At 35.3% G+C, this 24,135-nt stretch carries 23 protein-coding genes; 18 read left to right on the forward strand and 5 right to left on the reverse strand.

Annotated elements, in window-relative coordinates; genetic code table 11:
• Window positions 1-3 precede the first annotated feature (3 nt).
• Both ACWG0P_RS11870 and ACWG0P_RS11875 read left to right on the forward strand, forming a co-directional pair.
• Window positions 4-384, forward strand: coding sequence for a desulfoferrodoxin family protein (locus ACWG0P_RS11870; RefSeq protein ID WP_455801891.1), 381 nt, complete (start codon window positions 4-6; stop codon window positions 382-384).
• A 114-nt stretch (window positions 385-498) separates the two neighbouring features.
• Window positions 499-1,905 carry a GntR family transcriptional regulator gene (locus ACWG0P_RS11875; RefSeq protein ID WP_455801892.1) on the forward strand — a complete coding sequence of 469 codons (1,407 nt, stop codon included), beginning with the start codon at window positions 499-501 and terminating at the stop codon, window positions 1,903-1,905.
• A 36-nt stretch (window positions 1,906-1,941) separates the two neighbouring features.
• Here ACWG0P_RS11875 and ACWG0P_RS11880 read toward each other — a convergent pair whose 3' ends face one another.
• Both ACWG0P_RS11880 and ACWG0P_RS11885 read right to left on the reverse strand, forming a co-directional pair.
• Window positions 1,942-2,799 (reverse strand): NAD(P)-dependent oxidoreductase, encoded by an 858-nt coding sequence (locus ACWG0P_RS11880; RefSeq protein WP_455801893.1) that lies wholly within the window; start codon window positions 2,797-2,799, stop codon window positions 1,942-1,944.
• Window positions 2,800-2,827: 28 nt separating this feature from the next.
• The gene (locus ACWG0P_RS11885; RefSeq protein ID WP_455801894.1) at window positions 2,828-3,712 is read right to left on the reverse strand and encodes a hypothetical protein; all 885 of its coding nucleotides are present in this window, start codon (window positions 3,710-3,712) and stop codon (window positions 2,828-2,830) included.
• 67 nt (window positions 3,713-3,779) lie between these two features.
• On the opposite strand from ACWG0P_RS11885, the gene ACWG0P_RS11890 reads away from it, so the two are divergent.
• The 10 genes from ACWG0P_RS11890 to ACWG0P_RS11935 all read left to right on the forward strand — a co-directional run bounded on the left by ACWG0P_RS11890 (window position 3,780) and on the right by ACWG0P_RS11935 (window position 15,068).
• Window positions 3,780-4,985, forward strand: coding sequence for a cation diffusion facilitator family transporter (locus ACWG0P_RS11890; RefSeq protein ID WP_455801895.1), 1,206 nt, complete (start codon window positions 3,780-3,782; stop codon window positions 4,983-4,985).
• 194 nt (window positions 4,986-5,179) lie between these two features.
• On the forward strand, window positions 5,180-7,747 hold the full coding sequence (locus ACWG0P_RS11895) for an ATP-dependent Clp protease ATP-binding subunit (RefSeq protein ID WP_455801896.1): 2,568 nt from the start codon (window positions 5,180-5,182) through the stop codon (window positions 7,745-7,747).
• 103 nt (window positions 7,748-7,850) lie between these two features.
• Window positions 7,851-9,782, forward strand: a complete 1,932-nt coding sequence (locus ACWG0P_RS11900; protein ID WP_455801897.1) for an EAL domain-containing protein — start codon at window positions 7,851-7,853, stop codon at window positions 9,780-9,782.
• A 152-nt stretch (window positions 9,783-9,934) separates the two neighbouring features.
• Window positions 9,935-10,780: a DUF5685 family protein gene (locus ACWG0P_RS11905; RefSeq protein ID WP_455801898.1), complete on the forward strand. Its 846-nt coding sequence runs from the start codon at window positions 9,935-9,937 to the stop codon at window positions 10,778-10,780.
• The gene (locus ACWG0P_RS11910) at window positions 10,764-11,381 is read left to right on the forward strand and encodes a DnaJ domain-containing protein (RefSeq protein WP_455801899.1); all 618 of its coding nucleotides are present in this window, start codon (window positions 10,764-10,766) and stop codon (window positions 11,379-11,381) included. Before ACWG0P_RS11905 ends, ACWG0P_RS11910 begins: the two co-directional genes overlap by 17 nt.
• A 124-nt stretch (window positions 11,382-11,505) precedes the next feature.
• Window positions 11,506-11,721: a FeoA family protein gene (locus ACWG0P_RS11915; RefSeq protein ID WP_455801900.1), complete on the forward strand. Its 216-nt coding sequence runs from the start codon at window positions 11,506-11,508 to the stop codon at window positions 11,719-11,721.
• 15 nt (window positions 11,722-11,736) lie between these two features.
• Window positions 11,737-11,961, forward strand: a complete 225-nt coding sequence (locus tag ACWG0P_RS11920; protein WP_455801901.1) for a FeoA family protein — start codon at window positions 11,737-11,739, stop codon at window positions 11,959-11,961.
• A 53-nt stretch (window positions 11,962-12,014) separates the two neighbouring features.
• Window positions 12,015-14,186, forward strand: coding sequence for a ferrous iron transport protein B (feoB, locus tag ACWG0P_RS11925; RefSeq protein ID WP_455801902.1), 2,172 nt, complete (start codon window positions 12,015-12,017; stop codon window positions 14,184-14,186).
• A 13-nt stretch (window positions 14,187-14,199) separates the two neighbouring features.
• On the forward strand, window positions 14,200-14,325 hold the full coding sequence (locus ACWG0P_RS11930) for a FeoB-associated Cys-rich membrane protein (protein ID WP_455789456.1): 126 nt from the start codon (window positions 14,200-14,202) through the stop codon (window positions 14,323-14,325).
• 98 nt (window positions 14,326-14,423) lie between these two features.
• Entirely contained in the window at window positions 14,424-15,068 is a 645-nt protein-coding gene (locus ACWG0P_RS11935) for an HAD family hydrolase (protein WP_455801903.1), read from the forward strand.
• Here the strand turns inward: ACWG0P_RS11935 and ACWG0P_RS11940 are convergent.
• A complete protein-coding gene (locus ACWG0P_RS11940; RefSeq protein ID WP_455801904.1) occupies window positions 15,065-15,763 on the reverse strand; it encodes a Crp/Fnr family transcriptional regulator in 699 nt (232 codons plus the stop codon). The genes ACWG0P_RS11935 and ACWG0P_RS11940 overlap by 4 nt on opposite strands.
• A gap of 144 nt (window positions 15,764-15,907) precedes the next feature.
• Between ACWG0P_RS11940 and deoD the strand changes: the two genes are divergently transcribed.
• The 4 genes from deoD (at window position 15,908) to ACWG0P_RS11960 (ending at window position 19,218) form a co-directional block, all read left to right on the forward strand.
• The gene (deoD, locus tag ACWG0P_RS11945) at window positions 15,908-16,624 is read left to right on the forward strand and encodes a purine-nucleoside phosphorylase (RefSeq protein WP_455789451.1); all 717 of its coding nucleotides are present in this window, start codon (window positions 15,908-15,910) and stop codon (window positions 16,622-16,624) included.
• A 9-nt stretch (window positions 16,625-16,633) separates the two neighbouring features.
• Window positions 16,634-17,821, forward strand: coding sequence for a phosphopentomutase (locus ACWG0P_RS11950; protein ID WP_455801905.1), 1,188 nt, complete (start codon window positions 16,634-16,636; stop codon window positions 17,819-17,821).
• 188 nt (window positions 17,822-18,009) lie between these two features.
• A complete protein-coding gene (locus ACWG0P_RS11955; protein ID WP_455801906.1) occupies window positions 18,010-18,600 on the forward strand; it encodes a PadR family transcriptional regulator in 591 nt (196 codons plus the stop codon).
• Between the two features lie 24 nt (window positions 18,601-18,624).
• Entirely contained in the window at window positions 18,625-19,218 is a 594-nt protein-coding gene (locus ACWG0P_RS11960; RefSeq protein WP_455801907.1) for a GNAT family N-acetyltransferase, read from the forward strand.
• Between the two features lie 82 nt (window positions 19,219-19,300).
• On the opposite strand, the gene ACWG0P_RS11965 is transcribed toward ACWG0P_RS11960, so the two are convergent.
• Both ACWG0P_RS11965 and ACWG0P_RS11970 read right to left on the reverse strand, forming a co-directional pair.
• On the reverse strand, window positions 19,301-20,089 hold the full coding sequence (locus ACWG0P_RS11965) for a YdcF family protein (RefSeq protein ID WP_455801908.1): 789 nt from the start codon (window positions 20,087-20,089) through the stop codon (window positions 19,301-19,303).
• Entirely contained in the window at window positions 20,086-22,425 is a 2,340-nt protein-coding gene (locus tag ACWG0P_RS11970) for an ATP-dependent DNA helicase (protein ID WP_455801909.1), read from the reverse strand. The genes ACWG0P_RS11965 and ACWG0P_RS11970 overlap by 4 nt, the downstream gene beginning before the upstream one ends.
• 122 nt (window positions 22,426-22,547) lie before the next feature.
• Between ACWG0P_RS11970 and ACWG0P_RS11975 the strand changes: the two genes are divergently transcribed.
• Window positions 22,548-23,486, forward strand: a complete 939-nt coding sequence (locus ACWG0P_RS11975) for an RluA family pseudouridine synthase (protein WP_455801910.1) — start codon at window positions 22,548-22,550, stop codon at window positions 23,484-23,486.
• 317 nt (window positions 23,487-23,803) lie between these two features.
• Window positions 23,804-24,115 (forward strand): stress protein, encoded by a 312-nt coding sequence (locus tag ACWG0P_RS11980; protein WP_455789444.1) that lies wholly within the window; start codon window positions 23,804-23,806, stop codon window positions 24,113-24,115.
• The last annotated feature ends 20 nt before the right edge of the window (window positions 24,116-24,135 follow it).

The raw sequence follows: 24,135 nt of genomic DNA on the forward strand, positions 1-24,135 counted from the left end.
AATATGAAATTATTAAAATGTTCAGTTTGTGGAAATGTCGTCGAAGTGGTAGAGGATAAAAATATCCCTATTATGTGTTGCGGAAAAGCAATGGAAGAAGTAAAAGCTAATACAACAGATGGTGCACTAGAAAAACATGTGCCTGTAGCAGAAGTAGTAGATGGAAATTTGTATGTTAAGGTAGGTTCTATGGAACATCCTATGCTTCCAGAACATTATATTACAAATATCTTTGTAGAATTTGACAATCGCATTGGACGTGTAATGTTAAATCCAGGTGATAAACCAGAAGCAACTATCTCTATTGGAGACTATAAAGGCAAAATTCATGTATATGAATATTGTAATTTACACGGTTTGTGGAAAACAGATATCGAAATTTAAGCATATAAGAGCCTGCAATTTGCAAGGCTTTTTTTCTCTAACAAAAATGTGATATTTCTTTTGCGATTTAATTGAAAAAAAGATATACTTTACATGTAGAAAGGGAGTGCCCATATGGAACGAGAAAAAAACTTATATATGTATGTATATCGTATGATTTTAACGTGTATCTATAATGGTACATATGCGTGTCATGAGAGATTACCCATACTCCCTGAATTATGCAAGCAATACAATGTTGGTAGAAATACTGTACGTAGTGCATTAAGCGAATTACAAAAAGATGGTTATGTATCTCTACAAAAAGGGGTGCAGGCAAGTGTTTTATTTGATGTAGAAGACTTGCAAGGGAATATTCAGTATCGTCAAGCCTTGATTGACGGACGAGAAATGACCAAAGATGTATATGAAACTATGGATTTGATAATACCCGATTTATTTATGGATTGTTTTCATAGCAAAGGTATGAAATTGGATGAAATGAAAGAACTGGTGAAGGAATTTACCTTAGATAATATTAAGAATGAAGCACAGTTAATAAAAAGGATGTATGATATTTATTTATATATTTTTCACGCAAGTGATAATACCATACTCTTAGATTTATTTTCAACATTACTTTTTTATGCATATCAACCATTGATTCCAGAAAGGCAATCTTATACGAATTTAAAACGTAGTGTAAATGGTATACGAAAAGCAACGCAAATCGCGTTAAAATTTGTACAAGCAAAACAAGACAATATTGTAAAGCATATGATTCGTAAGATGGTAAATATGCATGGTGTAAATTCATTACGTTATATCGATGAGTTGTGCCATGACTTAACTCCACAACAAAGTGTTCACTTTGTTTGGGTATGCAACCGTGATCAAGAATATTTATATGCTAAAGTAGCCTTGGATATTTTAGTGAGTATTGCGGATAAAACATACAACCTACAAGATGTATTACCATCTATTTCTGCACTTTCAAAGCAGTATGATGTATCTGATCGTACAACTCGAAAAGCATTGGAAATTCTTCGTCATTATCAAGTGATTGAAACCGTGAATGGAATAGGGTCAAGAATTATAAAAACAACTTTTATGAGCAGCGATGATATTTTAAAAGATGAAAAAGTGAAAGCAAATCTGTACGCATGTGACGATGCTTTGCAAGTTTTTGTATCTATATGTAAAGCTATCATGCCTTCTATTATAAAGGATGCAACGAAAGAAGAGATGATAGAGATTGCAAAGCAAATGGAAGGAACTACTTCAAAAACATTGGGATCTTTATCAAAGTATGTATTCTCAAAAACCAATGCTTGTTTAAATACTATTTTTTATGAATTGTATAAAACTCTAGACTGGGTTATCTTTGTAAATATGTTTGTTGAAAATGATGAACAGAATCAATTGCGTGAAGATTTAATACATGCACTCTACGAACAGCAAAGTCGTCAGATTTTTCAAATTGCAATGAATATATTAGAAATAGATAGCCTTCATATTACCACGATTTTACAGGCGATATAACAAAGCCCCTACCGTATGATTAAGTAGGGGCTGTATTTATTTATAATAATGTAATAACGCTTGCGTACCGTTATTTTCATCGCCATCTTCAGCGAGTTTTTCGTACATTTCACAGACTGCATTTAACATTTGAAAATTTATATTTCTTTGTTTCATTTCATCCTGTACGATATGCATATCTTTAATAAAATGTTTGATATAAAAGCCAGGTTCAAAATCTTCCTTTAAGACACGAGGAGCTGTATTTTCAATTTGCCAACTTCCAGCAGCTCCACCTTTGATGGCTTGCAACATTTCTTTTTCACAAAGCCCTGCATTTCTTGCATATACGATGGCTTCACTCATTGCCGCAACAGCTCCAGCAACGGCAATTTGATTACAAGCTTTTGTATGTTGACCATTTCCTGCTGGTCCCATATAATTTAAACTCTTTCCCATGCAAGAGAATAGGGGAACACATCTCTCAAATATTTCTTTTTCTCCTCCACACATAATAGATAAAGTGGCGTTACGTGCACCACTATCTCCACCTGATACAGGAGCATCCAACATACATAAATTACGTTTTTTAGCCTCTTCATATAAGGTAGATGCCATTTGAGGAGAGGAAGTTGTCATATCAACCAAGATACAACCTTCTTTCACATTTGCAAATATTCCAGTATCTCCCATATAAACTTCATATACATCTTTTGGATACCCCACCATAGTAAATACGACTTCAGCATGCTCAACACAAGCTTTTATGGTTTCATATACTTGTATTCCTTGCTCTTTTAAGTCTATTGCTTTTTCATATGTACGATTATACGCACACACACTATGCCCAGCATTTGCCAAATGTAACAACATAGCTTTTCCCATAACCCCTGTACCAATCCAAGCAATCTTCATTCAATATCCTTCTTTCTTTTTTTCTTAATTATAACAGAAATAAGGAAAAAATCAGCATTGAAAGTATGCTTTGTACGATACGATAACTTAAGTATTTGAAATAGGAAAAGGGAATATGTTCTGCAATTGACTTCACTTGCATATGCACGCATAGTCCTCCAAAACTTAACAACATACAAGTGAGTAGTTGTAGGGTTATAGTAGATAAGGGAAGTTTCTGCAATAGTACAACTCCACTTGAAAATTCACTGATGATACGCAATGGAAGTGCTAAAAAACTAGGGAGAAAGTGCAACAGAACTCCACTAATACTCATAAACAACATCATATAACCACCAATCATATAAAGGGCTTTTCCACTTTCTAAAATGGAGGTTGTAATAGATTTGGATAAGGGAATGGATGGTGAGGTAGAGGAATTGGAATAGATAGGGTGTTTTCTCGTTACCAACAATAACACCATTCCACTCAAAATTTGTGCTACAAAAAGATAAACACCAATACGAACACTTTGAAACAATAAAGCACCACATGTCATAACAACAAATCCTGGAGCTGCAAAACTACACGTATACAAAACTCTTTTTGCACCAGCTTCATCTAAGGTACCCGAATGATACGCCTCATCGACAAATAACGCTCCATTAGGAAACCCTAAAAACATAGTACATAAAATGAGCGATAAAGTTCCTTGATCAATGTGAAATAAGCGTGAGATAAAAGGAATGCGAATATACTCTAAGATACGGCGATGATAGATGATACGAATACAAACAAGGGTTACAAACATGGAAGGGACAAGTTTTTCAAACCACAAAGTTAAAGCTTCCTTTGTATACTGTAAGGTATCTTTTGCGAACCATAAAACTAGAATTAAAATCATACATAAAAATATATCCTTAATATATTTCATAATCTTCACCACTATATTGTATGTTGTGATGAAAAGATTATGAAGTTCTTCACGAAACGATAAAATTATGTTAAACTTTTCCTTAATGAAAGATGGTGGAAACATGTTTGCATGGTTAATTCATAAATTCATACGACATAAGGATCAAATTGAAAAAGACGCTGTACGACAAGCCTATGGAAATTTGGCAAGTATCGTAGGAATTGTAAACAATATCGTGTTGTGTCTTATTAAATTTGTAGCGGGAACATTGGCACAAAGTGTCTCGATAACCGCAGATGCGATTAACAATTTATCGGATGCTGGGAGCTCTGTAATCTCTTTGGTAAGTTTTCGACTTTCTAGCAAACCTGCAGATGAAGAACACCCGTTTGGTCATGCACGTTATGAATGTATCGCGTCCATGATTGTTGCTTGTTTGATTTTGATATTAGGGGCAGAGCTTATCAAAACAAGTTTTGATAAGATTCTTCATCCTCAAACTATTACGTTTCATTGGTTGAGTATTGCAATTTTAGGCTTTTCCATCGGTATTAAGCTTTGGATGTATTTCTATAATAAGAAATATGGAAAACTGATTGATTCTAGTATTATGCAAGCAACGGCTGCTGATTCTATATCTGATGTTATGGCAACGAGTGCGGTTTTAGTTTCTTCTATGCTTTCTCCTTTGATTCATTTCAATTTGGATGGATATATGGGCGTGGTTGTTGCATGTTTCATCATCTATGCAGGGTATGGGATTATCCGAGATGCTCTAAATGAGATATTAGGACAAGCTCCTAAGGAAGAATTGGTAAGCGAAATTGCGAAACGAATTGAGGGAACTCCGGGGGTACTTGGGATGCATGATTTGATTGTGCATGATTATGGACCAAGACGATTGTTTGCTAGTGTTCATGTGGAAGTAGATTATCGTGTTGATATTTTGAAATCTCATGATATGATCGACAATATGGAACGTGACTTTAAAGAGAATATGGGATTAGAAATGGTAATCCATATGGATCCAATCGTAATCGATGATCCTTTGACAAATGAACTTAGAGATTTTATGCGTAGTGCAGTTAAGGAACTTGATCAAGATTTATCCATTCATGACTTCCGTATTGTACCAGGAGAAACCCATACCAATATGATATTCGATGTGGTCGTACCATATCATATAAAACTGAAGAACTTGGATATTCAAAGAGCGTTAGAGGCAAAAGTAAGCAAAAAAGGAAAACAGTTTTATTTAGTGATTACTTTTGATCGTGCGTATACTGCATAATTTATATCAACGAGACGATATAGGAACTATCGTCTTTTTTCTTTGAAATAAGCATCAGAAGGGAGTGTATAATAAGATACGATTGGTTAAAGCCAGGAGTGAAAAGAAATTAGCACTCTAGTATTGACAGTGCTAAAAGACGTGCTATAATATATTTAGCAATCGAGTAATAAGAGTGCTAAAGGAGTGATGTTATGAACTTTGAAAAAATGTCAGAGAAGTTACAGGAAGTCATTATGCATGCCGTTGAAATCTGTAAAAGCTATCAACATGCAACGATAGATACGATACAGATGGTAAAGGCGATTTTAGAAAATGATGTATTGGATGGTTTGTGTAAACGACTACAAATAGATAAAGGAAAAGCATTAGAGCTAATTGACCAAGAAATGGAAAGGGTCGCAAGTGCTACGAATGTGAATCCACAATTTTCAAGTGAAGTGATGCAGTCGTTTCAAAAAGCCACACAATGGAGTGAATCCGTTCATGAATCATATTTAAGTGTTGCGAGTGTTTTTATTGCTCTTCTTTTCAATAAATCCTATATTTCTAAACAGATCGTTAAGGAATTTCATTTGGATGAAAAGAAATGTAAAGAAGAAGAACTCTTGCGCAGAGGTGGAAAAACCATGGATACTCCAAATGCAGAAAGTAATTTGGAAGCCTTAAATAAATATGGACGTGATTTAGTTGAAGATGTGAAGAATGGAAAGATTGATCCTATTATCGGTCGCGATGATGAAATTCGCCGTGTAATACAGATTTTATCACGTAAGACTAAGAATAATCCGGTCCTGATTGGAGAACCGGGTGTAGGTAAGACGGCTGTTGTAGAGGGAATTGCTTGGCGTATTATGAAGGGGGATGTACCTTCTTCTTTGAAAGATAAAAAGTTGATTGAACTAGATATGGGTTCTTTAATAGCGGGTGCGAAATACCGTGGAGAATTTGAGGAACGATTAAAAGCAATTCTAGAAGAAGTAAAACAGGCACAAGGAAATATCGTTTTATTCATCGATGAAATTCACAATCTTGTAGGCGCTGGAAAAACAGAAGGTAGTATGGATGCTGGAAATATGTTGAAACCGATGTTAGCGAGAGGAGAACTTCGCTGTATAGGAGCGACCACCTTCCGTGAATATCGCCAATATATTGAAAAAGATGCAGCATTGGAGCGTCGTTTTCAAAAGGTGCTTGTACAAGAACCTACAGTAGAAGATACGATTAGTATCTTACGTGGTTTGAAAGATCGCTTTGAATCCTATCATGGGGTAAAAATACTAGATGAAGCAATCTTGGCAGCTGCGATGATGTCCAATCGTTATATCACCGATCGATTTTTACCTGATAAAGCGATTGATTTAATTGATGAAGCTTGTGCTACTTTGCGTGTTGAGATGGAATCCATGCCACAAGAATTAGATGAATTACAACGAAGAATCATGCAGTTACAAATCGAGGAAACTGCATTGAAAAAAGAAGAAGATAAAAAATCTAAAGAACGATGTCATGAAATTAGTGAAGAGCTAAAAGGCTTACAGTTAAAAAAAGATGAATTGTATACGAAATGGGAAGATGAAAAAGCAATCCTTGAAGAAAGTAAGGATGCAAAAGTACGTCTAGAAAGAGCACGTTTAGATTTGGAACAAGCGCAAAATGAAGCACGATATGAAGACGCTGCAAAACTACAATATGCAACAATTCCTCACTTGGAGAAATTAATACAGGAACAAGGCGCCAAAGAAAAAGAGGATGCTTTGATTCAAGAAATAGTAAACGAGGAACTTATCGCAAAAATTGTATCTCGATGGACAGGTGTTGAAGTAACGCGTTTAGTAGAAAGTGAACGTACGAAATTATTACAGTTAAAAGCCTCTCTACAAAAACGTGTGATAGGGCAAGATCAAGCATTGGAACTTGTAAGTGACGCTATCATGCGTAGTAAGGCACAAATTCAAGATGAACATCGTCCAATCGGAAGTTTCTTGTTTTTGGGACCAACAGGAGTAGGGAAGACGGAAGTCGCAAAAGCCCTAGCACAACAATTGTTTGATAGTGAAAGTCATATTGTACGTATTGATATGAGTGAATATATGGAGAAACATAGTGTATCACGTTTGATTGGTGCTCCTCCAGGATATGTAGGCTATGATGAAGGTGGACAATTATCAGAGGCAGTTCGTCGTAATCCATACTCTATTATCTTATTTGACGAAGTCGAAAAAGCACATCCGGATGTATTCAATGTGTTACTTCAAATACTAGATGATGGGCGTATAACGGATTCCAAAGGGGTTACAGTAGATTTTAAAAATACATTGTTGATTATGACAAGTAATTTAGGAAGTCAATTTGCCTTTGAATCGGGAGATAAAGAAGCCTTGTATATGAGTGAGGTTAAAAAGTACTTCAAACCTGAATTTATCAATCGAATTGATGAAATCATTGTGTTTAATGCATTAAACGATGATATGTTAGAAAAGATTGCGCATAAATTTATGAATGAATTAAGTGCACGTCTTGCGCATAAAGATATTCATTTGCAAGTGGATGATGAAGTATTTAAAAATATTGCGACTTTTGGTGTAGATCCAGTTTATGGAGCACGTCCAATGAAACGCTATATTCAACGCAATATTGAAACTTGTATCGCAAGAGCGATGTTGGAAGGGAATGCTTCCAAAGAAGATACCATTCATTTACGAATAGAAAATCAAGGGTTTAAAGTAGGAATTATTCATCAAGATGGGAATGACAAATAAGTCATTCCCTTTTTAGGTAAGCTTAACGGTATGAAAAGTGGCTTTGTTCATGGACTTATGTTGTACAATTTATTATAATAGAGGTAAAGATTGGGGGTGTCATATGGTTTGGAATATTGCACCAGAATGTATCTCAACTGTTGTCCTTAGCATTATCTGGATTTATTCAAGAAAAGGTAGCATTGCGCCTAGTTTAAAAAACAAGTTATTTCAACTGTGTTTTTTAGTTACCTTTTTAGCAATGACGACCAATATAGTGTCTACTTTGCTAATCTATAATTTAAGCAAATACACACTTGTACTAGCATGGATCACGAATACCATATACTTTATTACAACTCCTCTTATGGGAATGATTTACTATTTATATGTTATGGCTAATTTATATGATCATCGAGGAGTACCAAAAGGAACACTCTTTATCATGTTGATTCCAGCTTTTATTTATATTGGGGTGGTGATTGTAAATCCTTGGACACACGCAATTTATAGCCTTACATTAGAAAATGGGTATCAAACAGGTACTTGGATAGCTTCTACCTATATTATATTTTATTTGTACTGTATGATAGCAGTGATAGCGGTGATTTGGAAAGGGAAGTATGTAGAAAAAACCGTACGTACTATTTTGTTTTCATTTCCATTGATTGCGGCAATTGTGATTTTATTTCAACAGGCTTTTCCTGAGGTTATATTATCGGGTTCTGCCGCAACAATAGCACTTTTAATGATATATTTGTATATGCAAAATAAACAGATAGCAATCGATTATCTTACGAAGCTACCCAATCGACAAGAATTTTTGAATTTGATTGATTGGAGTATACAAACGAAAGTAGATTCTTTTTCGATTGTGATTGTGTCCTTACGTGAATTTAAAAGGATTAATGATGTTTATGGACAATATGCAGGGGATGCTTTCCTACAAGCAATTGGAGAGTATTTAAAAAAAGAGTTTTCCTTAAATCGTAGACAGTTATTTCGTTATAGTGGAGATGAGTTTGCCATTTTAATCGAAGATGCAAATCCTGCATACATCGAAGATATCTTACAACGTATTTCAAAACGTATGATGTCACCATGGAACTTGGATTCCTATAATTGTGTATTGTATGTTGCTTTGGGTGTTGTACAATATCCTTCCTGTGCTGATACCAAAGAAGAGATTATCAATGGTATTGAGTTCTCTATTAATGTAGCGAAGAAAGATACAGCAGCGCATCATATATGTTATTGTACACAAGATGTTTTGAATAAAGTAAAACGTCGCCAACAAGTAAGTGAAGCGTTACATGAATGCTTGAAAAAGAGAAGCTTTGCTGTTCATTATCAACCAATCTATTCACTGGATACGAAAAAATTTTCGAGTGCAGAAGCATTGCTAAGAATACCAAATTCAATGATTGGGCCAATCTATCCTGATGAATTTATCCCTGTAGCGGAAGAAAGTGGTCTGCTTATCGATATTACATACTATGTATTGGATGAAGTATGCCATATTTTACAGCATATAAAAGAATTACAAATACCACTGGAATCTATAAGTGTGAATTTTTCTACATCACAGTTTTTACAACCTGATTTAATGGATCGTGTTATTTCTATTTTAAAAGAACATGATATCGATGGTTCTATGATCAAGATAGAAATTACAGAAAGTACATTATCAGAAAATGCAGATGCGATGATGGAATATGCTCTCATGATGAATACCAATGGAATACGCTTTAGCTTGGATGATTTTGGGACTGGCTACTCCAATACTACAAGTGTACTTACATTTCCAATCGATACCATTAAATTGGATAAGAGCTTGATTTGGTCCGCAATGAAAAATGACCGTTCTGCGATGGTTGTTAGAAATCTATCTAGAACATTTAAAGATTTAGGATTTGTAGTTTTAGCAGAGGGTGTTGAGACTCTAGAACAAAGTGACTTTGTGGAGGAGTGCGGTTGTAGTTTGATTCAAGGGTATTATTATGCAAAGCCAATCGCTAAAGAAGCATTTATAAAATTCATGGAAGAACATCGTTAAGGATCAAGTAATTGGTCCTTTCTTTATATTGTTTTGATTGTCTGAATTTTGTGTTATTATGTTATATGTCATAGTTTACTTGAATTTTTCTTGTGTTCATTATAAACTATATGACATGAATGCCTTTTTATAAGCTTTCTAAGGAGATTTACATGTTTGGATATGTTGTCGTTAATAAACCAGAACTAAAGATAAAAGATTTTGATGTGTACAAATCTTTTTATTGCGGTTTATGTAGAAGTCTTCATCGAATGTTTGGTAGAAGTGCCCAAGTGGCGTTGAATTATGATTTGACATTTTTAGCAATTTTATTAACAGGATTATATGAACCAGATACACAGATTATACAAGAGAGATGTGTGATTCATCCTTTAGGAAAACATACGAAATTACAAAATACATATATTGAGTATGCTGCAGAAATGACAGTTGTTCTTACCTATTTGAAATGTGAAGATGATTGGAAAGATGAACATCGATATCGTAGTAAGGCATTTATGTCCATGTTAAAGAACCGCTATCTTTCCATTAAGAAGAAATATCCAGAAAAGATATCTCGTATTGAAACAGCGTTGCATCACATTCATGACCTAGAAGAACAAGGTTCAAGCGATTTGGATAAGATTAGTGCAACCTTTGGAATCGTGATGGGAGAAATACTTGCCTATCAAGAGGATGTATGGAAGTCTTCGCTGTATACCATAGGTGATTATTTAGGACGATTTATTTATATTATGGATGCTTACGATGATGTAGAAGAAGATATAAAAAAAGGAAGCTTCAATCCGTTTCAACAAGATTTGCAAAATGAAAATTTTGATGAACGAGTAAAGATGATATTAGAGCTTATGATTGCAAGTAGTGCAGATGCATTTGAAATGTTACCAATATTAGAACATGTAGATATTCTACGCAATATTATGTATTCTGGTATTTGGGCAAAATATGAAACAGTTCGAAAGAAAAGGTCGGGTGAAGAAGATGCAAAATCCGTATAGTATATTAGGTATTTCTCCAAACGCAAGTGAAGATGAAGTGAAAAAAGCGTATCGTGTTCTCGCTAAAAAATATCATCCTGACGTGAACAAAGATCCAGGTGCAGAAGATCGATTTATCGAGATTCAAAATGCGTACCAAGAAATTATGGATGCGAAAAAACGTGGAGATACCGGAAATTTCTGGCAACAAAATAGTTATGGAGGGTTTCAAGGGTATGGACAAAGTAGCTATGGTGGTGCATCAGGAAATAACGATTATCAAAATGTTGTGAATTATTTGAATGCGCAACGTTATATGGAAGCATATAACATTTTGCAACAAATTCAAGATCGTGGTGCAGATTGGTACTACTTATCTGCGATTGCGCAATATGGAATGGGCAATCAAATTGCGGCTATGGATTTTGCGGAGAAAGCGTGCCAAATGGATCCTAGCAATCAACAATACCGTCAACTATTTGCACAAATGCAGGGAGGACGTAATCGATACCAAAATATGCAACAACCATTCTCTATGGGTGGAAGCGACTTATGTTGTCGTTTAATTGTCTGTAGTATGTGTTTTAATGGGTGTTTTGGTGGTCGCTATTTCTGTTGTTAATGAATATTTAGAAAGATATGTACATAAAAGCATATCTTTTTTTTAGACCATTGACATAAAAGTTAAACTATGGTAACATTTTGTAGAATTAGCTGTGGCTAACAATGAAGTGGAGGCAACGCATATGATACCAATAACGATGTGTAGTGTAAATGAACGATTTGAGATACAACGTATTTCAGGACAGGATTCGCAAAGACAACATCTTGCAGAGCTTGGATTTGTAGTAGGAACCCAAATTTGCATTGTTTCAAAACTACAAGACAATGTGATTGTAGGTATTCGTGATGGACGCATTGCATTGGATAAAACCATGGCAAACAAAATTTTCGTAAGATAAGGAAGGAACAATAAAATGACATTAGATGAACTAGCAATAGGGACAGAGGCAACCGTTGTGAAATTACAAGGAGAAGGGGCAGTAAGAAGACGTATCATGGATATGGGTCTTACGAAAGGAACTACTTTGATGATTCGCAAGATTGCACCTCTTGGTGACCCAATGGAATTATTTGTACGTGGATATGAATTAACGATACGTAAAGATGATGCAAAAATGATTGAAGTACAAAGTCAATAAATTTTTTTAAGCAACAAGTTAGACGGAGCAAACATTATCAGAAGGAGAACACTATGAAAGATATAAAGATAGCATTAGCAGGGAATCCTAACTGTGGAAAAACAACGGTTTTTAATGCATTGACAGGAAGCTCACAATACGTAGGGAACTGGCCTGGAGTTACCGTTGAAAAAAAAGAGGGAAAACTAAAAGGACATAAGAATGTATTTATTCAAGATTTACCAGGGATATACTCTTTATCCCCTTATACTTTGGAAGAGGTTGTGACAAGAGAATATTTAGTAAATGAACAGCCAGATGTCATCTTGAATATTTTGGATGGTAGTAACATTGAACGTAATTTATATTTAACAACACAACTGATTGAACTTGGTATTCCAGTTGTTGTCGCAATCAATATGATGGATGTTGTTAAGAAACGAGGAGATCGTATACATCTTGAAAAATTACAACATGAACTACATTGTAAAGTTGTAGAAATGTCCGCATTAAAAGGAGAAGGCATCATGGAAGCGGCAAAATGTGCGATTGATGAAGCAACCAGTGCATATAGTGCACCAGTTCCATGCTTCTTTAATGGAGCCTTGGAACATGCCATCGCGCACATTGAAGAATCATTGGAAGGAAATGTTCCACAAAGAATGTTGCGTTGGTATGCAGTTAAGTTATTAGAACGTGATGAAAAAGTAAGAGAATCCTTACAATTGAAACCAGAAGTTTTAGAACACATTGAGGCACATATAGTGCAATGTGTTGAAGAATTGGAAGACGATGCTGAAAGCATTGTGACCAATCAACGTTATGCATATATCGGAAGTATGATAGATAAAGTTATGAAGAGAGCACTCACAAAAGATAACTTAAGAATGTCGGATAAGATTGACCGCATTGTGACCAATCGTATACTAGCTCTTCCAATCTTTGCATGTGTTATGATTGTTATATATTATATTTCAATCACAACCCTGGGTGCTACATTAACGGACTTTACCAATGATGTTTTATTTGGAGAGTGGATTATTCCTGCTGTTCATGACTTTCTTTCTTCCATGAACGTAGAGCCATGGTTATTGTCTTTGATAAGTGATGGAATTGTAAATGGAGTGGGTGCAGTGTTAGGCTTTGTGCCACAAATGCTTATTCTATTCTTGATGTTATCCTTGTTAGAAGATTGTGGTTATATGTCTCGTGTTGCCTTTATAATGGATCGTATCTTTCGTCGTTTCGGGTTATCTGGAAAAAGCTTTATTCCGATGCTCATTGGTTCTGGATGTAGTGTTCCTGGGATTATGGCATCTCGTACGATTGAACAAGAAAGAGATCGTAGGATGACCATTATGACGACATCATTTGTACCATGTGGTGCGAAGATGCCAATTGTTGGATTGATTGCAGGAGCGTTATTTGCGGGTGCTTGGTGGGTTGCGCCTTCGGCGTATTTCATAGGTGTATTTGCTATTATCATTTCTGGAATTTTATTAAAGAAAACAAGAATGTTTCAAGGAGACCCTGCACCCTTTGTAATGGAACTACCAAGCTATCATAGACCAGTAGCAAGCAACATCTTACGTAGTACGTGGGAGAGAGGATGGTCCTTTATTCGACGTGCTGGTACTGTTATTTTACTAGCGAGTGTTATGATTTGGTTTTTATCAGGCTTTGGGTTTGTGAATGGAAGCTTGCTCATGGTAGAAGATATGGATCACAGTATTCTAGCAGTACTAGGAAATTGGATTGCTCCATTGTTTGCGCCACTTGGATTCGGAAATTGGCAATCCAGTGTTGCGACCATTATGGGTCTAGTCGCAAAAGAAGAAGTTGTGGGTGTATTTGGTGTTTTATTTGGAGTGAGTGGAGATGCATTAGAATTAGTAGAGAGCGGCGCGTATGGTGGTTTATCCGCAATTGCTGTTCACTTTACAACTCTATCCGCATTTAGTTTCTTAATCTTTAATCTATTGTGTGCTCCGTGTTTTGCGGCAATGGGTGCTATCAAAAGAGAAATGAACAATGGGTTATGGACGGTATTTGCTGTTGGGTATCTATGTGTATTTGCGTATGTAATCGCATTGATTGTTTATCAATTTGGATTGTTCTTTACAGGTCAAGGATTTGGTTTATGGACACTTGTTGCGCTTATCTTAGCGATAGGACTTCTATATTTACTAATACGTAAACCATATCAAGAAAAAGCATCGAGTACATTAGCGGTGCAAACAAAATAAAGGAGGACATACGATGTCTACGATTATAATAGGAGTATTACTACTGATTGGTATCGGTGTAATAGCTAGATACATGCTGAAAAAGCGTAAAGGTCATGCTTGTAGTTGTGCTTGTGGCAGCTGCAAAGGATGCCATTAAACAAACGAATAAAATAATTCATATATCATAAAAAAGTGCATATACTTGCAATCGTAGAGATATCCGTTATAATATCTCGTAATAGATGGAGGTATATCATGCAAATAAAACATGTAATTTGGGATTGGAATGGAACATTATTAGATGATATCGATGTAAGTATGGATGCGTTAAATGTTTTGTTGAAAAAAGAAAAACTTCCACTCGTTCTTGATAAAGAAGAATATCGTCGTTATTTTCAATTCCCTGTAATTGAGTATTATAAAAAAGTAGGATTTGATTTTGAAAATACCCCTTTTAGTGAATTAGCGCAAGAATATATGAACTATTATCAACCACATAGTTTACACTGTCACCTTCATGAAGGCGTAAGAGAAGTACTTGCTTATGGGAAAAAACTTGGTATTCATCAATATGTGCTTTCCGCATCCAATTTAGAATTCTTAAGAGAACAAATTGCAGTATATGATATCGCACCTTATTTTGATCGAATATGTGGATTGGATAATATTCATGCTCACTCTAAGGCAGAACTGGCAAAAGAATTTGTAGAGGTTATGAAATTTGATAAAGAAGAAGTTGTCTTTATCGGAGATAGTGTACATGATAGTGAAGTTGCGAAAGGGGCTGGATGTCATTGTATTTTGATTGCGAATGGTCATGAGCATAAAGATAAATTGCTTACCACAGGATTTCCAGTTGTTGATTCTATAAATGAAATAAAGCAGATGTTGAGGTATTAAATCTCATGATCTGCTTTTTCTTCTAGTAATTGTAAACCATGTTTGGAAACGATAAGTTTTCCATGATGTAGAGAACATATAGTTTGTTCTTGTAGTTCTTTTATAATACGATTGAGTTGACGAACACTACATCCAATTTGAGAGGCGATCTGTTCTCTGGTTTCGACCAAACGAAAAGGAAGACTTTGTTGTTTGGCTTTATCCACGAGAAAAATGGCAAGTCTTTGAGTAGTATCCATAAATAGAAACTGACGTTGTTGTTGGGTTTGAGTAGAGAGTACTTGTACAAGCATTTGCGTACGAAGAAAAAGAGCATGAACATCTTGTCGCATCCAAGCTAAATAATCATTAGAACGGATTTGTAGACATGTGGAAGGCATGGTGGTTTTTAATGTAACATAATGTCCTTGTGTTTGAGAAAACACTTCATAATCTCCAACGATATCAAGGGGCGTCACTTCTAAAAACTGATAGGGAATATTGACAACACGTTCTTCAATGGCTTGTAATTTTCCGCTTAACAAGATAAACACATACGTATTATCATCACTTGCGTCAATGAGCGAATAGTGCTTTGGAAAGTGCTGTATTAGGATACGTTCTAGGATAGGCGTAGGGCAATGTTGGAAAAAAGTTGTAAGGAATGCTTGGTGTTGTTTTGGAAACACTTCTTGGATATGTTTTGGAATTGTCATTTTCTGCACCTTCTTATCAAAAAGAGGACAAATGTCCTTTTTTTACTTCTTATACATAGTGTATGATAAAGATGTAAAAAGTGCAAGTATTTCGTTTGTTTACGAATGCTTCCTTGTACATACTACTATAAAGGAGGAATTACTATGTCAACACCACACAATGCCGCAAATAAAGGAGATATCGCAAAAACAGTTTTAATGCCAGGGGATCCACTACGTGCAAAATTTATTGCTGAAACGTATTTAGAAAATCCTGTACAATTTAATACTGTACGTAATATGTTTGGATACACAGGAACGTATAAGGGACATCAAATATCCGTTATGGGATCTGGTATGGGAATGCCAAGTATTGGAATTTACTCATATGAATTATATGCATTTTATGGAGTAGAAAATATTATTCGTATTGGAAGTGCTGGAGCATATACGGATACATTGGAACTGTTTGATTTAGTATTGGCAGATAGTGCATGGAGTGAATCCACATTTGCTAAAGCACAATCAGATGTAGATGGAGATATTCAATATCCAAGTGCTGATTTAAATAAAGTAATTGAAGAAAGTGCAAATGCTATTAACAAACATGTAACCACTGCACGCATTCACTCTAGTGATGTTTTCTATCATGAAAGCAATGTCGATGGACATAATGAATTCTACGCAAAACATAATTGTGTTTGTGTAGAGATGGAAAGTTATGCATTGTTCCACAATGCAGCTGTATTAGGAAAAAAAGCAGCTTGCTTATTAACAATTTCGGATTCTTTGGTGACACATGCTGCAACAACAGCAGAAGAACGCCAAACTTCATTTAACAACATGATGGAAGTTGCGTTAGAAAGCGCAACTCGTCTATAGGAGAAAACCATGAAATATAAAAGAGTGTTTACCATTGTTGTAGACTCCCTTGGTGTTGGCGCTATGCCAAATGCGAAAGAGTATGATGATGAAGGAACAGATACATTAGGACATATTGATGAACATATGCCAAACTTTAAAATACCAAATTTACAAAAGTTAGGTCTTGCCAATTTACATCCATTAAAACATGTTAGTGCACAACCTGAACCACTTGGCTATTATACAAAGATGTTAGAAGCTAGTGTTGGTAAAGATACTATGACAGGTCATTGGGAAATGATGGGACTTCATATTGAAACCCCATTTCAAACCTTTACAGAAACAGGATTCCCTAAGGAATTGATCGATGAATTAGAAGCACGTTGTGGACGTCGTGTCATTGGGAATAAATCCGCAAGTGGAACTGATATTTTAGATGAACTGGCGCAACAAGAAATTGAAAATGGAGACATGATTGTGTATACTTCAGCAGATTCTGTATTACAGATTTGTGGAAATGAAGATGTCATGGGTCTTGATAATTTATATCGTTATTGTGAAATAGCACGTGAATTGACAATGCGTCCAGAGTGGATTGTAGGACGTGTGATTGCTCGTCCTTATACAGGTATGAAAAAAGACGAGTTTAAACGTACAAGCAATCGACATGATTATGCCTTAAAACCTTATGGACAAACAACGTTAAATGCTTTAAAGGATGCTGGATATGAGGTTATTAGTGTTGGGAAAATCAATGATATCTTTGTAGGAGAGGGCATTAGTGAATCTCATAAATCAAAGAGCAGTGTACATGGTATGGAACAAACCATTGAATTGATGGATAAAGATTTCAAAGGACTTTGCTTTGTGAATTTAGTAGACTTTGATGCATTGTGGGGTCATCGTCGTAATCCAATTGGATATGGTGAAGAATTAGAACGCTTTGATGCATTGCTTGGTGATGTGCTTGATAAATTAAAAGAAGATGATTTGTTAATCATTACGGCAGATCATGGGAATGATCCAACCTATAAGGGAAGTGACCATACCAAAGAAATGGTACCATTTATTGCTTATGCCCCATCTATGAAGGGACATGGTTTATTACCAATGAGTGATAGTTTTGCGATGATCGGCGCAACGATTGCGGAAAACTTTGGTGTTGCTATGCCAGAGGGTACCATTGGTACAAGCTATTTAGAGTTCTTAAAGTAAACTATAAAAGGTCGATACTCTCCATGAAAGGAAGGTATCGTCTTTTTTTGTAGTGATTCATACTATGATTTATCGTACTGATAATATAGGAGTACGGAATGTTTTTTATATATCATTGACAATTACAGCTAACTCATATATACTATTAGATATATTACTAATAGTATTATAGAGAGAGGGGGATTCAAATGGATATTATCATATTAGGACTTCTCATGATGAAACCTTCAACTATTTATGAGATGAGAAAAGCAATCGAAACTAACCTTACCAATATCAGCAGTAGTAGTGTTGGAAGCATACAAGCAGCGATTAAAAAACTATTGGATAAGAATCTAATTCAATTTAACGAGTATGTGGAAAACAGTGTGAACAAAAAGGTGTATAGCATCACGGAAGAAGGAAAGTCTTATTTTCAAGAGAGTATTTCACAGCCTATGACGTATAAAGAAAAGAGTATGGAGCTAGGGAAGTTTCTGTTTATGGGGTTTGTCGATAAAAACAAACGCTTGTCATTACTTGAAACTTATATTAGGGAATTGGAAAATGAAGTACATAAACTTGAACAAGTAAAGGCCGCAACAAATGCTATTTCTAGTTTTGACGATGCTTATCTATCAACGTTAAAAGAGAACGGAGCAATGGAAAATTTCACACTTACTAATGTACAAGAGATTGCTTTTTTTCAATGTGCAATGCTTGATTTATCAATTGCTAAAATAAAGTTTGAAATAAATTGGTTTCAAGATTTTATTAAGAATATGAACGAAATAGTGTAGGAATATACAAAAAGGAGAAAAAACATGGATGGTCTAAATTTATCAATCATAAAACTTTCTGACTTGGATGATCTGGCAAAAGCTGAAGCTATCCAAGTATACACAGACTGTTTCCCAGTATATAATCGAATTAGTAAAAACAAGAAAACGTTAAGTGATTTCTTTATGGATGCATTTGATTTCAATTTGACCTATGCCGCTGTTATAGATAAGAAAATCATCGGTTTCTTAGCGATTTCAAATGGAAAAGAACGTAGCTTAAAATTCGATAAGTCAAAGTGTATCAATGTGCTAGGTAAGGTAATGGGTGTTATTACCTACCATGAGATGAAATTTATTTTAGGAAGACCTAACTTGGAGAATGAAACGGATATTGGAATTGATTATTTGGCAACACGCGAAGCTTATCGAGGAAAGGGAATTGCGTCAAAGTTAATAGAATATGCTTGTGTAAATTTGTGCGATAAAGAGTGCTTTATAGATGTGGATGTCAATAATACGGTAGCTAAGCGACTATATGAGTATTTAGGTTTCAAAGAATACGACCAACATAACAGCATGATAAATCGAATGCTTGGATTTGGATGTATTAGCAGGATGAAAAAACGTGTTAACTAGTGAATGCAAGCGAATAAGAAGAAAAAGAACCAATAATCAGTGAGGGTGTCCTTGTGATTGTCGGTTCTTTTTTATATCAATTTTATTGGAGTAAGAAGTCTTTACAAAAGCCAAAGAATTCTCGAACATAAAATACAGGAGCTAAATCTAAATCTGTTTTTGCGCGATAGGTGTAGCATTTTTTCGCAACGTCGGAACGTTGTGCAATGAGTTTTGCTCTTGCTAAATGGAAACTATTCGATATAATCGTTATTTCCTGATTGTTTTTTAGTTCTTCATGTTGTTCAAGGATGCGAGTAGAATACTGAATGTTTTCAAGGGTATTGGTAGACTTATCTTCTACTAAGATGCGCTCTTGTGCTACCCCATGCTCTATAAGATAGGTACGCATTGCACTTGCTTCACTTATCTCTTCTCCTGCTCCTTTACCTCCACTCACAATAATATAGGACTTTGGGTTTATATTCGCAAACTCTACAGCAGCATCCAATCGATAACGCAATAAGCGAGAAATACTTTTTCCATTCAGTTGTGCACCTAATACAATCGCAGTGCTTTGAGAAGTTGTATCTTGTTGTTGTCCTTGATAAAGGATGTAACCTTCTATACTTACAAAAAACAAAATGGAAAAGGTGAGTAAAGTGAGGATACAACGTTGTATCCATATTGGGAAGAAATGAAGGATATATTGTTTTTTATATAATTCATAAGCTGAATAAGCAGTTAGAATACTTCCTACAAGAAGAAATATCCAAGAGAATGAGATTACAAAGAACCCATAAACAAAGCTTAAATATAAGAAATATAAGATACAAAGGATACCAATAACAATGCTTATAATATCTAGAATGTGATGGATTTTCTTTCTCATAGTTCTCCTTTCCAAAACTGATCGCAAGTTTCTTTTACATCTTGGGGTGTATGTACCATGGTATACTGTCTTAAATGCTGTGGTAATAAATGTTTATATGCATAGGAAGTATATCTTTCATCGATAAGAAATATAATTCCTTTGTCTTGAGAGGAGCGAATGACTCTTCCAGCGGATTGTAGAACTTTGTTCATACCAGGGAATTGGTAAGCATAGGCATAGCCCATTTGTTTCGTTTCATCAAAATGTTCTTTTATTAAATCTTGCCATGGATTCAATTGTGGAAGTCCAACACCCACAATAATGGCACCTATGAGTTTATCTCCCTTTAAATCGATGCCTTCTGAAAACATACCTCCCACCACGCAGAAGTAGACTTTCAAATGATCGTGTTGATCAAATTGTTTTAGGAATGAGTTTCGTTCTTCTTCATTCATATCTCCACTTTGTAGGATGGTGTCTATCTCTGGGTAATCGTTTTGAAATTGTTCTACGATTTGTTTCATATATGCATAACTAGGAGAAAAGACGATATAATTTCCTTTTTTTGAGGACGTGCATGCAAAGATCATAGCACTGATATCCGATAATGAACTGGCACGGTTTCGATAACGTGTAGAGATTTGATTGGCAATCATCACTTGTACATGTTCTTTGGGGAAAGGGGAAGGCAAAGAAAGGCGTTTGGTTTCCTCATTTCCACCTAGTAAATCTAGATAGTAGTCGATGGGGGATAAGGTGGCTGAAAAGAAGATTGTAGATCTTCCTTTGCGCAAGATTTCAACAAGAGGATTGCGAGGATTCATACAATACTGACGTAATAACAGATCATTTCCATTTTTCAGTAGACACGTTACAAAATGTTCATCATAAAAATCTGCGATTTTATTGAAGTTGATAGCCTTAAAATAAACATCTTTTAAAGCTTCATCGTGTTCTTCATTATGTTCGCTTTGTAAGTATGCGTCCATATGTTCGATAAAACTTACAAGGTATTGTCGAATGATCAAAATGGGTTCTTTTTGTGTTAGAAAGTCTTGTTGTTGAGACTCGCAAAGTTGACGTAAACGAAGAAGTTCCTTGTTTACTTTGGAGATAGCACTTTGTAATACTTTGCGATCTTTTGAGATGAGAGCTTTTATGTGTAAAAAATCTGATTTTAAAAGTTCAGCACTGTACATTTCTCTAGCACGATCAACTAAATTGTGGGCTTCATCTACTAAGAAAATGTAGTTTCCTTTTTCCATGAAGAAGCGTTTTAAATATACGCGAGGATCGAAGATATAATTGTAATCTCCAACGATGACATCTGCATGTAAGGAAGCATCTAAACTTAATTCAAAAGGGCATACACGATGGCGGATAGCAATGGGAATGATGGTATCTTTGACAATGAAGTCAAGACTTGTTAATACTTCATATAAAGCATCATTGCATCGATCATAATATCCTTTTGCATAAGGACATACAGTAGGGTCACAGTTGCGCTCTTCCAAAAGACAAATTTTGTCTTTTGCACAAATACCAACCGTTTTGAAACGGATTTGATTTTGATAGAGCATTTGTATCGTATCATAGGCGACATTTGCAGTGATATTTTTAGCACATACATAAAAAATCTTCTCGGCTTTTCCTTCTCCAATCGCTTTGAGGGATGGAAACAGGGTAGATATGGTTTTCCCAATACCGGTAGGTGCTTGAGCAAACAAGATATCTTTATCTAAGATTGTTTTATATACGGCGATTGCAAAGTCTCTTTGTCCTTTTCGATATTGTGGGAAAGGGAATTCCATGGCTTTTAAAGAGGTCTCACTCTTCTTTTGGATATCTTTGGATAAGTTCGCCCATTTTAGGTAGGCTTTTAAGGTATCATAATAGAATGTTTTTAATTCCTCAAAGGTTTTTGATTGATCGAAATTCTTTATTTGATGGGTTTCGATTTGGTAATAGGTTAAGCGGATGGTAATGGTTGGAAGTTGATGATCGAACATATAAAAATAACCATAACAATAGGCTTGGGCAAAATGTACAAAATGGGTGTCTTGGATATCATCATAAGGGATGGCAGTGGTTTTAATCTCTTCAATGATAACGCCATCTTCTTGTGTAAGGATACCATCGGCTCTTCCTTCAATTTCAAAGGTAATCCCTTCATATTCTGTGCTATGTTTGAGATATACTTCACTTTCGTAATTGCCTTGAGCACTAGATTGTAATTCTCGATGAATGCGACTACCTAAGTTTGCACGTTCAATAGAAGATGAGGAGGATATTAAATCGCCAGATTGGTACAAGTATTCCACAAGGGAACGTACGGACATTTTACATGAATACATAATACCCCTCCTTTTTCTCTGTATGTCTATTTTATTTGTTTTTTTGCAAATATACAACGCAAAATAAGAAATAGTAAGGTATAATTAAGAAATGAAAAGAGGGATGTGTCTTGCGAGAGTTTGTGATTAAGGAAAATGATAGTGATCAAAGAGTAGATAAGTTCATACAAAAGAGCATGAAGACGATGCCAAAAAGTCTGATGTATAAATATATAAGAAATAAGAAAATCAAAGTGAATAATAAACGATGTGTTATCTCACAGCGACTTCTTGTGGGGGATACGATGCAGTGTTACATTGCGGAAGAGTTCTTTGAAGATACAAACACTTTGGAGTTTTTACAAGTGCCTGCGAAAATAAATGTTATTTATGAAGATGAGCATGTGTTAATTGTGGATAAAGAAAAGGGTTTGTTGGCACATCGTGATGAAGTAGGCGTACAAGATAATCTTGCAGATCGTATCTTGCATTATCTATATGATAAAAAAGAATATGATCCTAAGATGGAATTAAGTTTTACGCCGGCATTATGTCACCGTATTGATCGTAATACAAGAGGAGTTGTGATTGCGGCTAAGAGTGCGATGGCGTTGCGTGAAGTAAATATGTTAATTAAGGAACGTCGTATTACAAAGAAGTATATATGCATTGTAGAAGGTGTTGTAGAAAATAGGGAAGAACGTGTGTTGTTGTATCATAAAAAGATGGAAGGAAATAAGGCAGATATTCGTACGTCTCCATGTGAGGGGTATAAAGAAATGGAAAGTATCTATCGTGTGTTGAAGAGAGGGAAACACTATTCTTTGTTAGAGGTGGAACTCTTGAGTGGTAAAAGTCATCAAATACGAGCGATGATGGCACATCTTCATCATCCTTTGGTGGGTGATGTAAAGTATGGTGCAAATCAGGATGGAAAGAAAACATATCAGGAGTTATGTGCATATAAAGTAGAATTTCATTGTGGAGAAGAAAGTACATTAGGATATTTAAACAATCGTATTTTTACGCTTCAAGATGAGGACATGCAAAAGCGATTTGTAGCACAATATGAAACGAGATGACAGTGGGGTTCACACTGTCATTTTTCATTGTTTGAAATTTGTAAACAAGTTTGCAAAATGTGTCATTATAATGTCTCTTTTTAATGTTTTGTTTACGTTGGAAATGTTTTACAAAAATATAGAATGAAGCGATATATAAAGGCGTATACGTAGATAGAGATGATACGAATTAGACAAATATAATGCATTGTAAAAAAAGAAAAAATTTTGTGAAAAAGCAACTTGCAAGTGGAAATGAAAAGGTTTATACTTGTAGAATAGTTTTGATAAACAATCAAACTATGAAGTGGTATAATGATAAAAAGGAGGTATCGTTTTTGGAAGAAATCATTAGAGAAATCGTTGATGCTGATAAAGAGGCAAGACATCGTGTTGACAAGAAACAACAAGAGAGTCGCGACATCCAGAATCTGATACAAAAACAAAAAGAGGATATCAAAGCAAAGTATCAGGAAGAAAGCAAAGCACTGTATGAAAAGAAGCGAGCGGATCTGGATCAGGAATTGAGTTCTCAACAACAAGAAGAGAAAAAGAATTATGAAGAAGCTATCGCAAACTTGACAAAGCATTATGAAGACCACAAAGAAGTATGGGTCAAGGAAATCTTTGATCGTTGCTTAGGCCTTTGATCACGTCAAGTGTTTGAGGA

It is taken from the genome of Amedibacillus sp. YH-ame6, from assembly GCF_053848845.1.

What these genes read in the sequence shown, in the direction of transcription:
- ACWG0P_RS11950 (WP_455801905.1), top strand. Translation starts at nt 16,634, where the DNA reads ATGAAATATAAAAGAGTGTTTACCATTGTTGTAGACTCCCTTGGTGTT.
- ACWG0P_RS11940 (WP_455801904.1), bottom strand. Translation starts at nt 15,763, where the DNA reads ATGACAATTCCAAAACATATCCAAGAAGTGTTTCCAAAACAACACCAA.
- ACWG0P_RS11875 (WP_455801892.1), top strand. Translation starts at nt 499, where the DNA reads ATGGAACGAGAAAAAAACTTATATATGTATGTATATCGTATGATTTTA.
- ACWG0P_RS11905 (WP_455801898.1), top strand. Translation starts at nt 9,935, where the DNA reads ATGTTTGGATATGTTGTCGTTAATAAACCAGAACTAAAGATAAAAGAT.
- deoD (WP_455789451.1), top strand. Translation starts at nt 15,908, where the DNA reads ATGTCAACACCACACAATGCCGCAAATAAAGGAGATATCGCAAAAACA.
- ACWG0P_RS11890 (WP_455801895.1), top strand. Translation starts at nt 3,780, where the DNA reads ATGTTAAACTTTTCCTTAATGAAAGATGGTGGAAACATGTTTGCATGG.
- ACWG0P_RS11895 (WP_455801896.1), top strand. Translation starts at nt 5,180, where the DNA reads ATGAACTTTGAAAAAATGTCAGAGAAGTTACAGGAAGTCATTATGCAT.
- ACWG0P_RS11920 (WP_455801901.1), top strand. Translation starts at nt 11,737, where the DNA reads ATGACATTAGATGAACTAGCAATAGGGACAGAGGCAACCGTTGTGAAA.
- ACWG0P_RS11930 (WP_455789456.1), top strand. Translation starts at nt 14,200, where the DNA reads ATGTCTACGATTATAATAGGAGTATTACTACTGATTGGTATCGGTGTA.
- ACWG0P_RS11900 (WP_455801897.1), top strand. Translation starts at nt 7,851, where the DNA reads ATGGTTTGGAATATTGCACCAGAATGTATCTCAACTGTTGTCCTTAGC.
- ACWG0P_RS11965 (WP_455801908.1), bottom strand. Translation starts at nt 20,089, where the DNA reads ATGAGAAAGAAAATCCATCACATTCTAGATATTATAAGCATTGTTATT.
- ACWG0P_RS11885 (WP_455801894.1), bottom strand. Translation starts at nt 3,712, where the DNA reads ATGAAATATATTAAGGATATATTTTTATGTATGATTTTAATTCTAGTT.
- ACWG0P_RS11960 (WP_455801907.1), top strand. Translation starts at nt 18,625, where the DNA reads ATGGATGGTCTAAATTTATCAATCATAAAACTTTCTGACTTGGATGAT.
- ACWG0P_RS11870 (WP_455801891.1), top strand. Translation starts at nt 4, where the DNA reads ATGAAATTATTAAAATGTTCAGTTTGTGGAAATGTCGTCGAAGTGGTA.
- ACWG0P_RS11880 (WP_455801893.1), bottom strand. Translation starts at nt 2,799, where the DNA reads ATGAAGATTGCTTGGATTGGTACAGGGGTTATGGGAAAAGCTATGTTG.
- ACWG0P_RS11910 (WP_455801899.1), top strand. Translation starts at nt 10,764, where the DNA reads ATGCAAAATCCGTATAGTATATTAGGTATTTCTCCAAACGCAAGTGAA.
- ACWG0P_RS11935 (WP_455801903.1), top strand. Translation starts at nt 14,424, where the DNA reads ATGCAAATAAAACATGTAATTTGGGATTGGAATGGAACATTATTAGAT.
- ACWG0P_RS11955 (WP_455801906.1), top strand. Translation starts at nt 18,010, where the DNA reads ATGGATATTATCATATTAGGACTTCTCATGATGAAACCTTCAACTATT.
- feoB (WP_455801902.1), top strand. Translation starts at nt 12,015, where the DNA reads ATGAAAGATATAAAGATAGCATTAGCAGGGAATCCTAACTGTGGAAAA.
- ACWG0P_RS11915 (WP_455801900.1), top strand. Translation starts at nt 11,506, where the DNA reads ATGATACCAATAACGATGTGTAGTGTAAATGAACGATTTGAGATACAA.
- ACWG0P_RS11970 (WP_455801909.1), bottom strand. Translation starts at nt 22,425, where the DNA reads ATGTATTCATGTAAAATGTCCGTACGTTCCCTTGTGGAATACTTGTAC.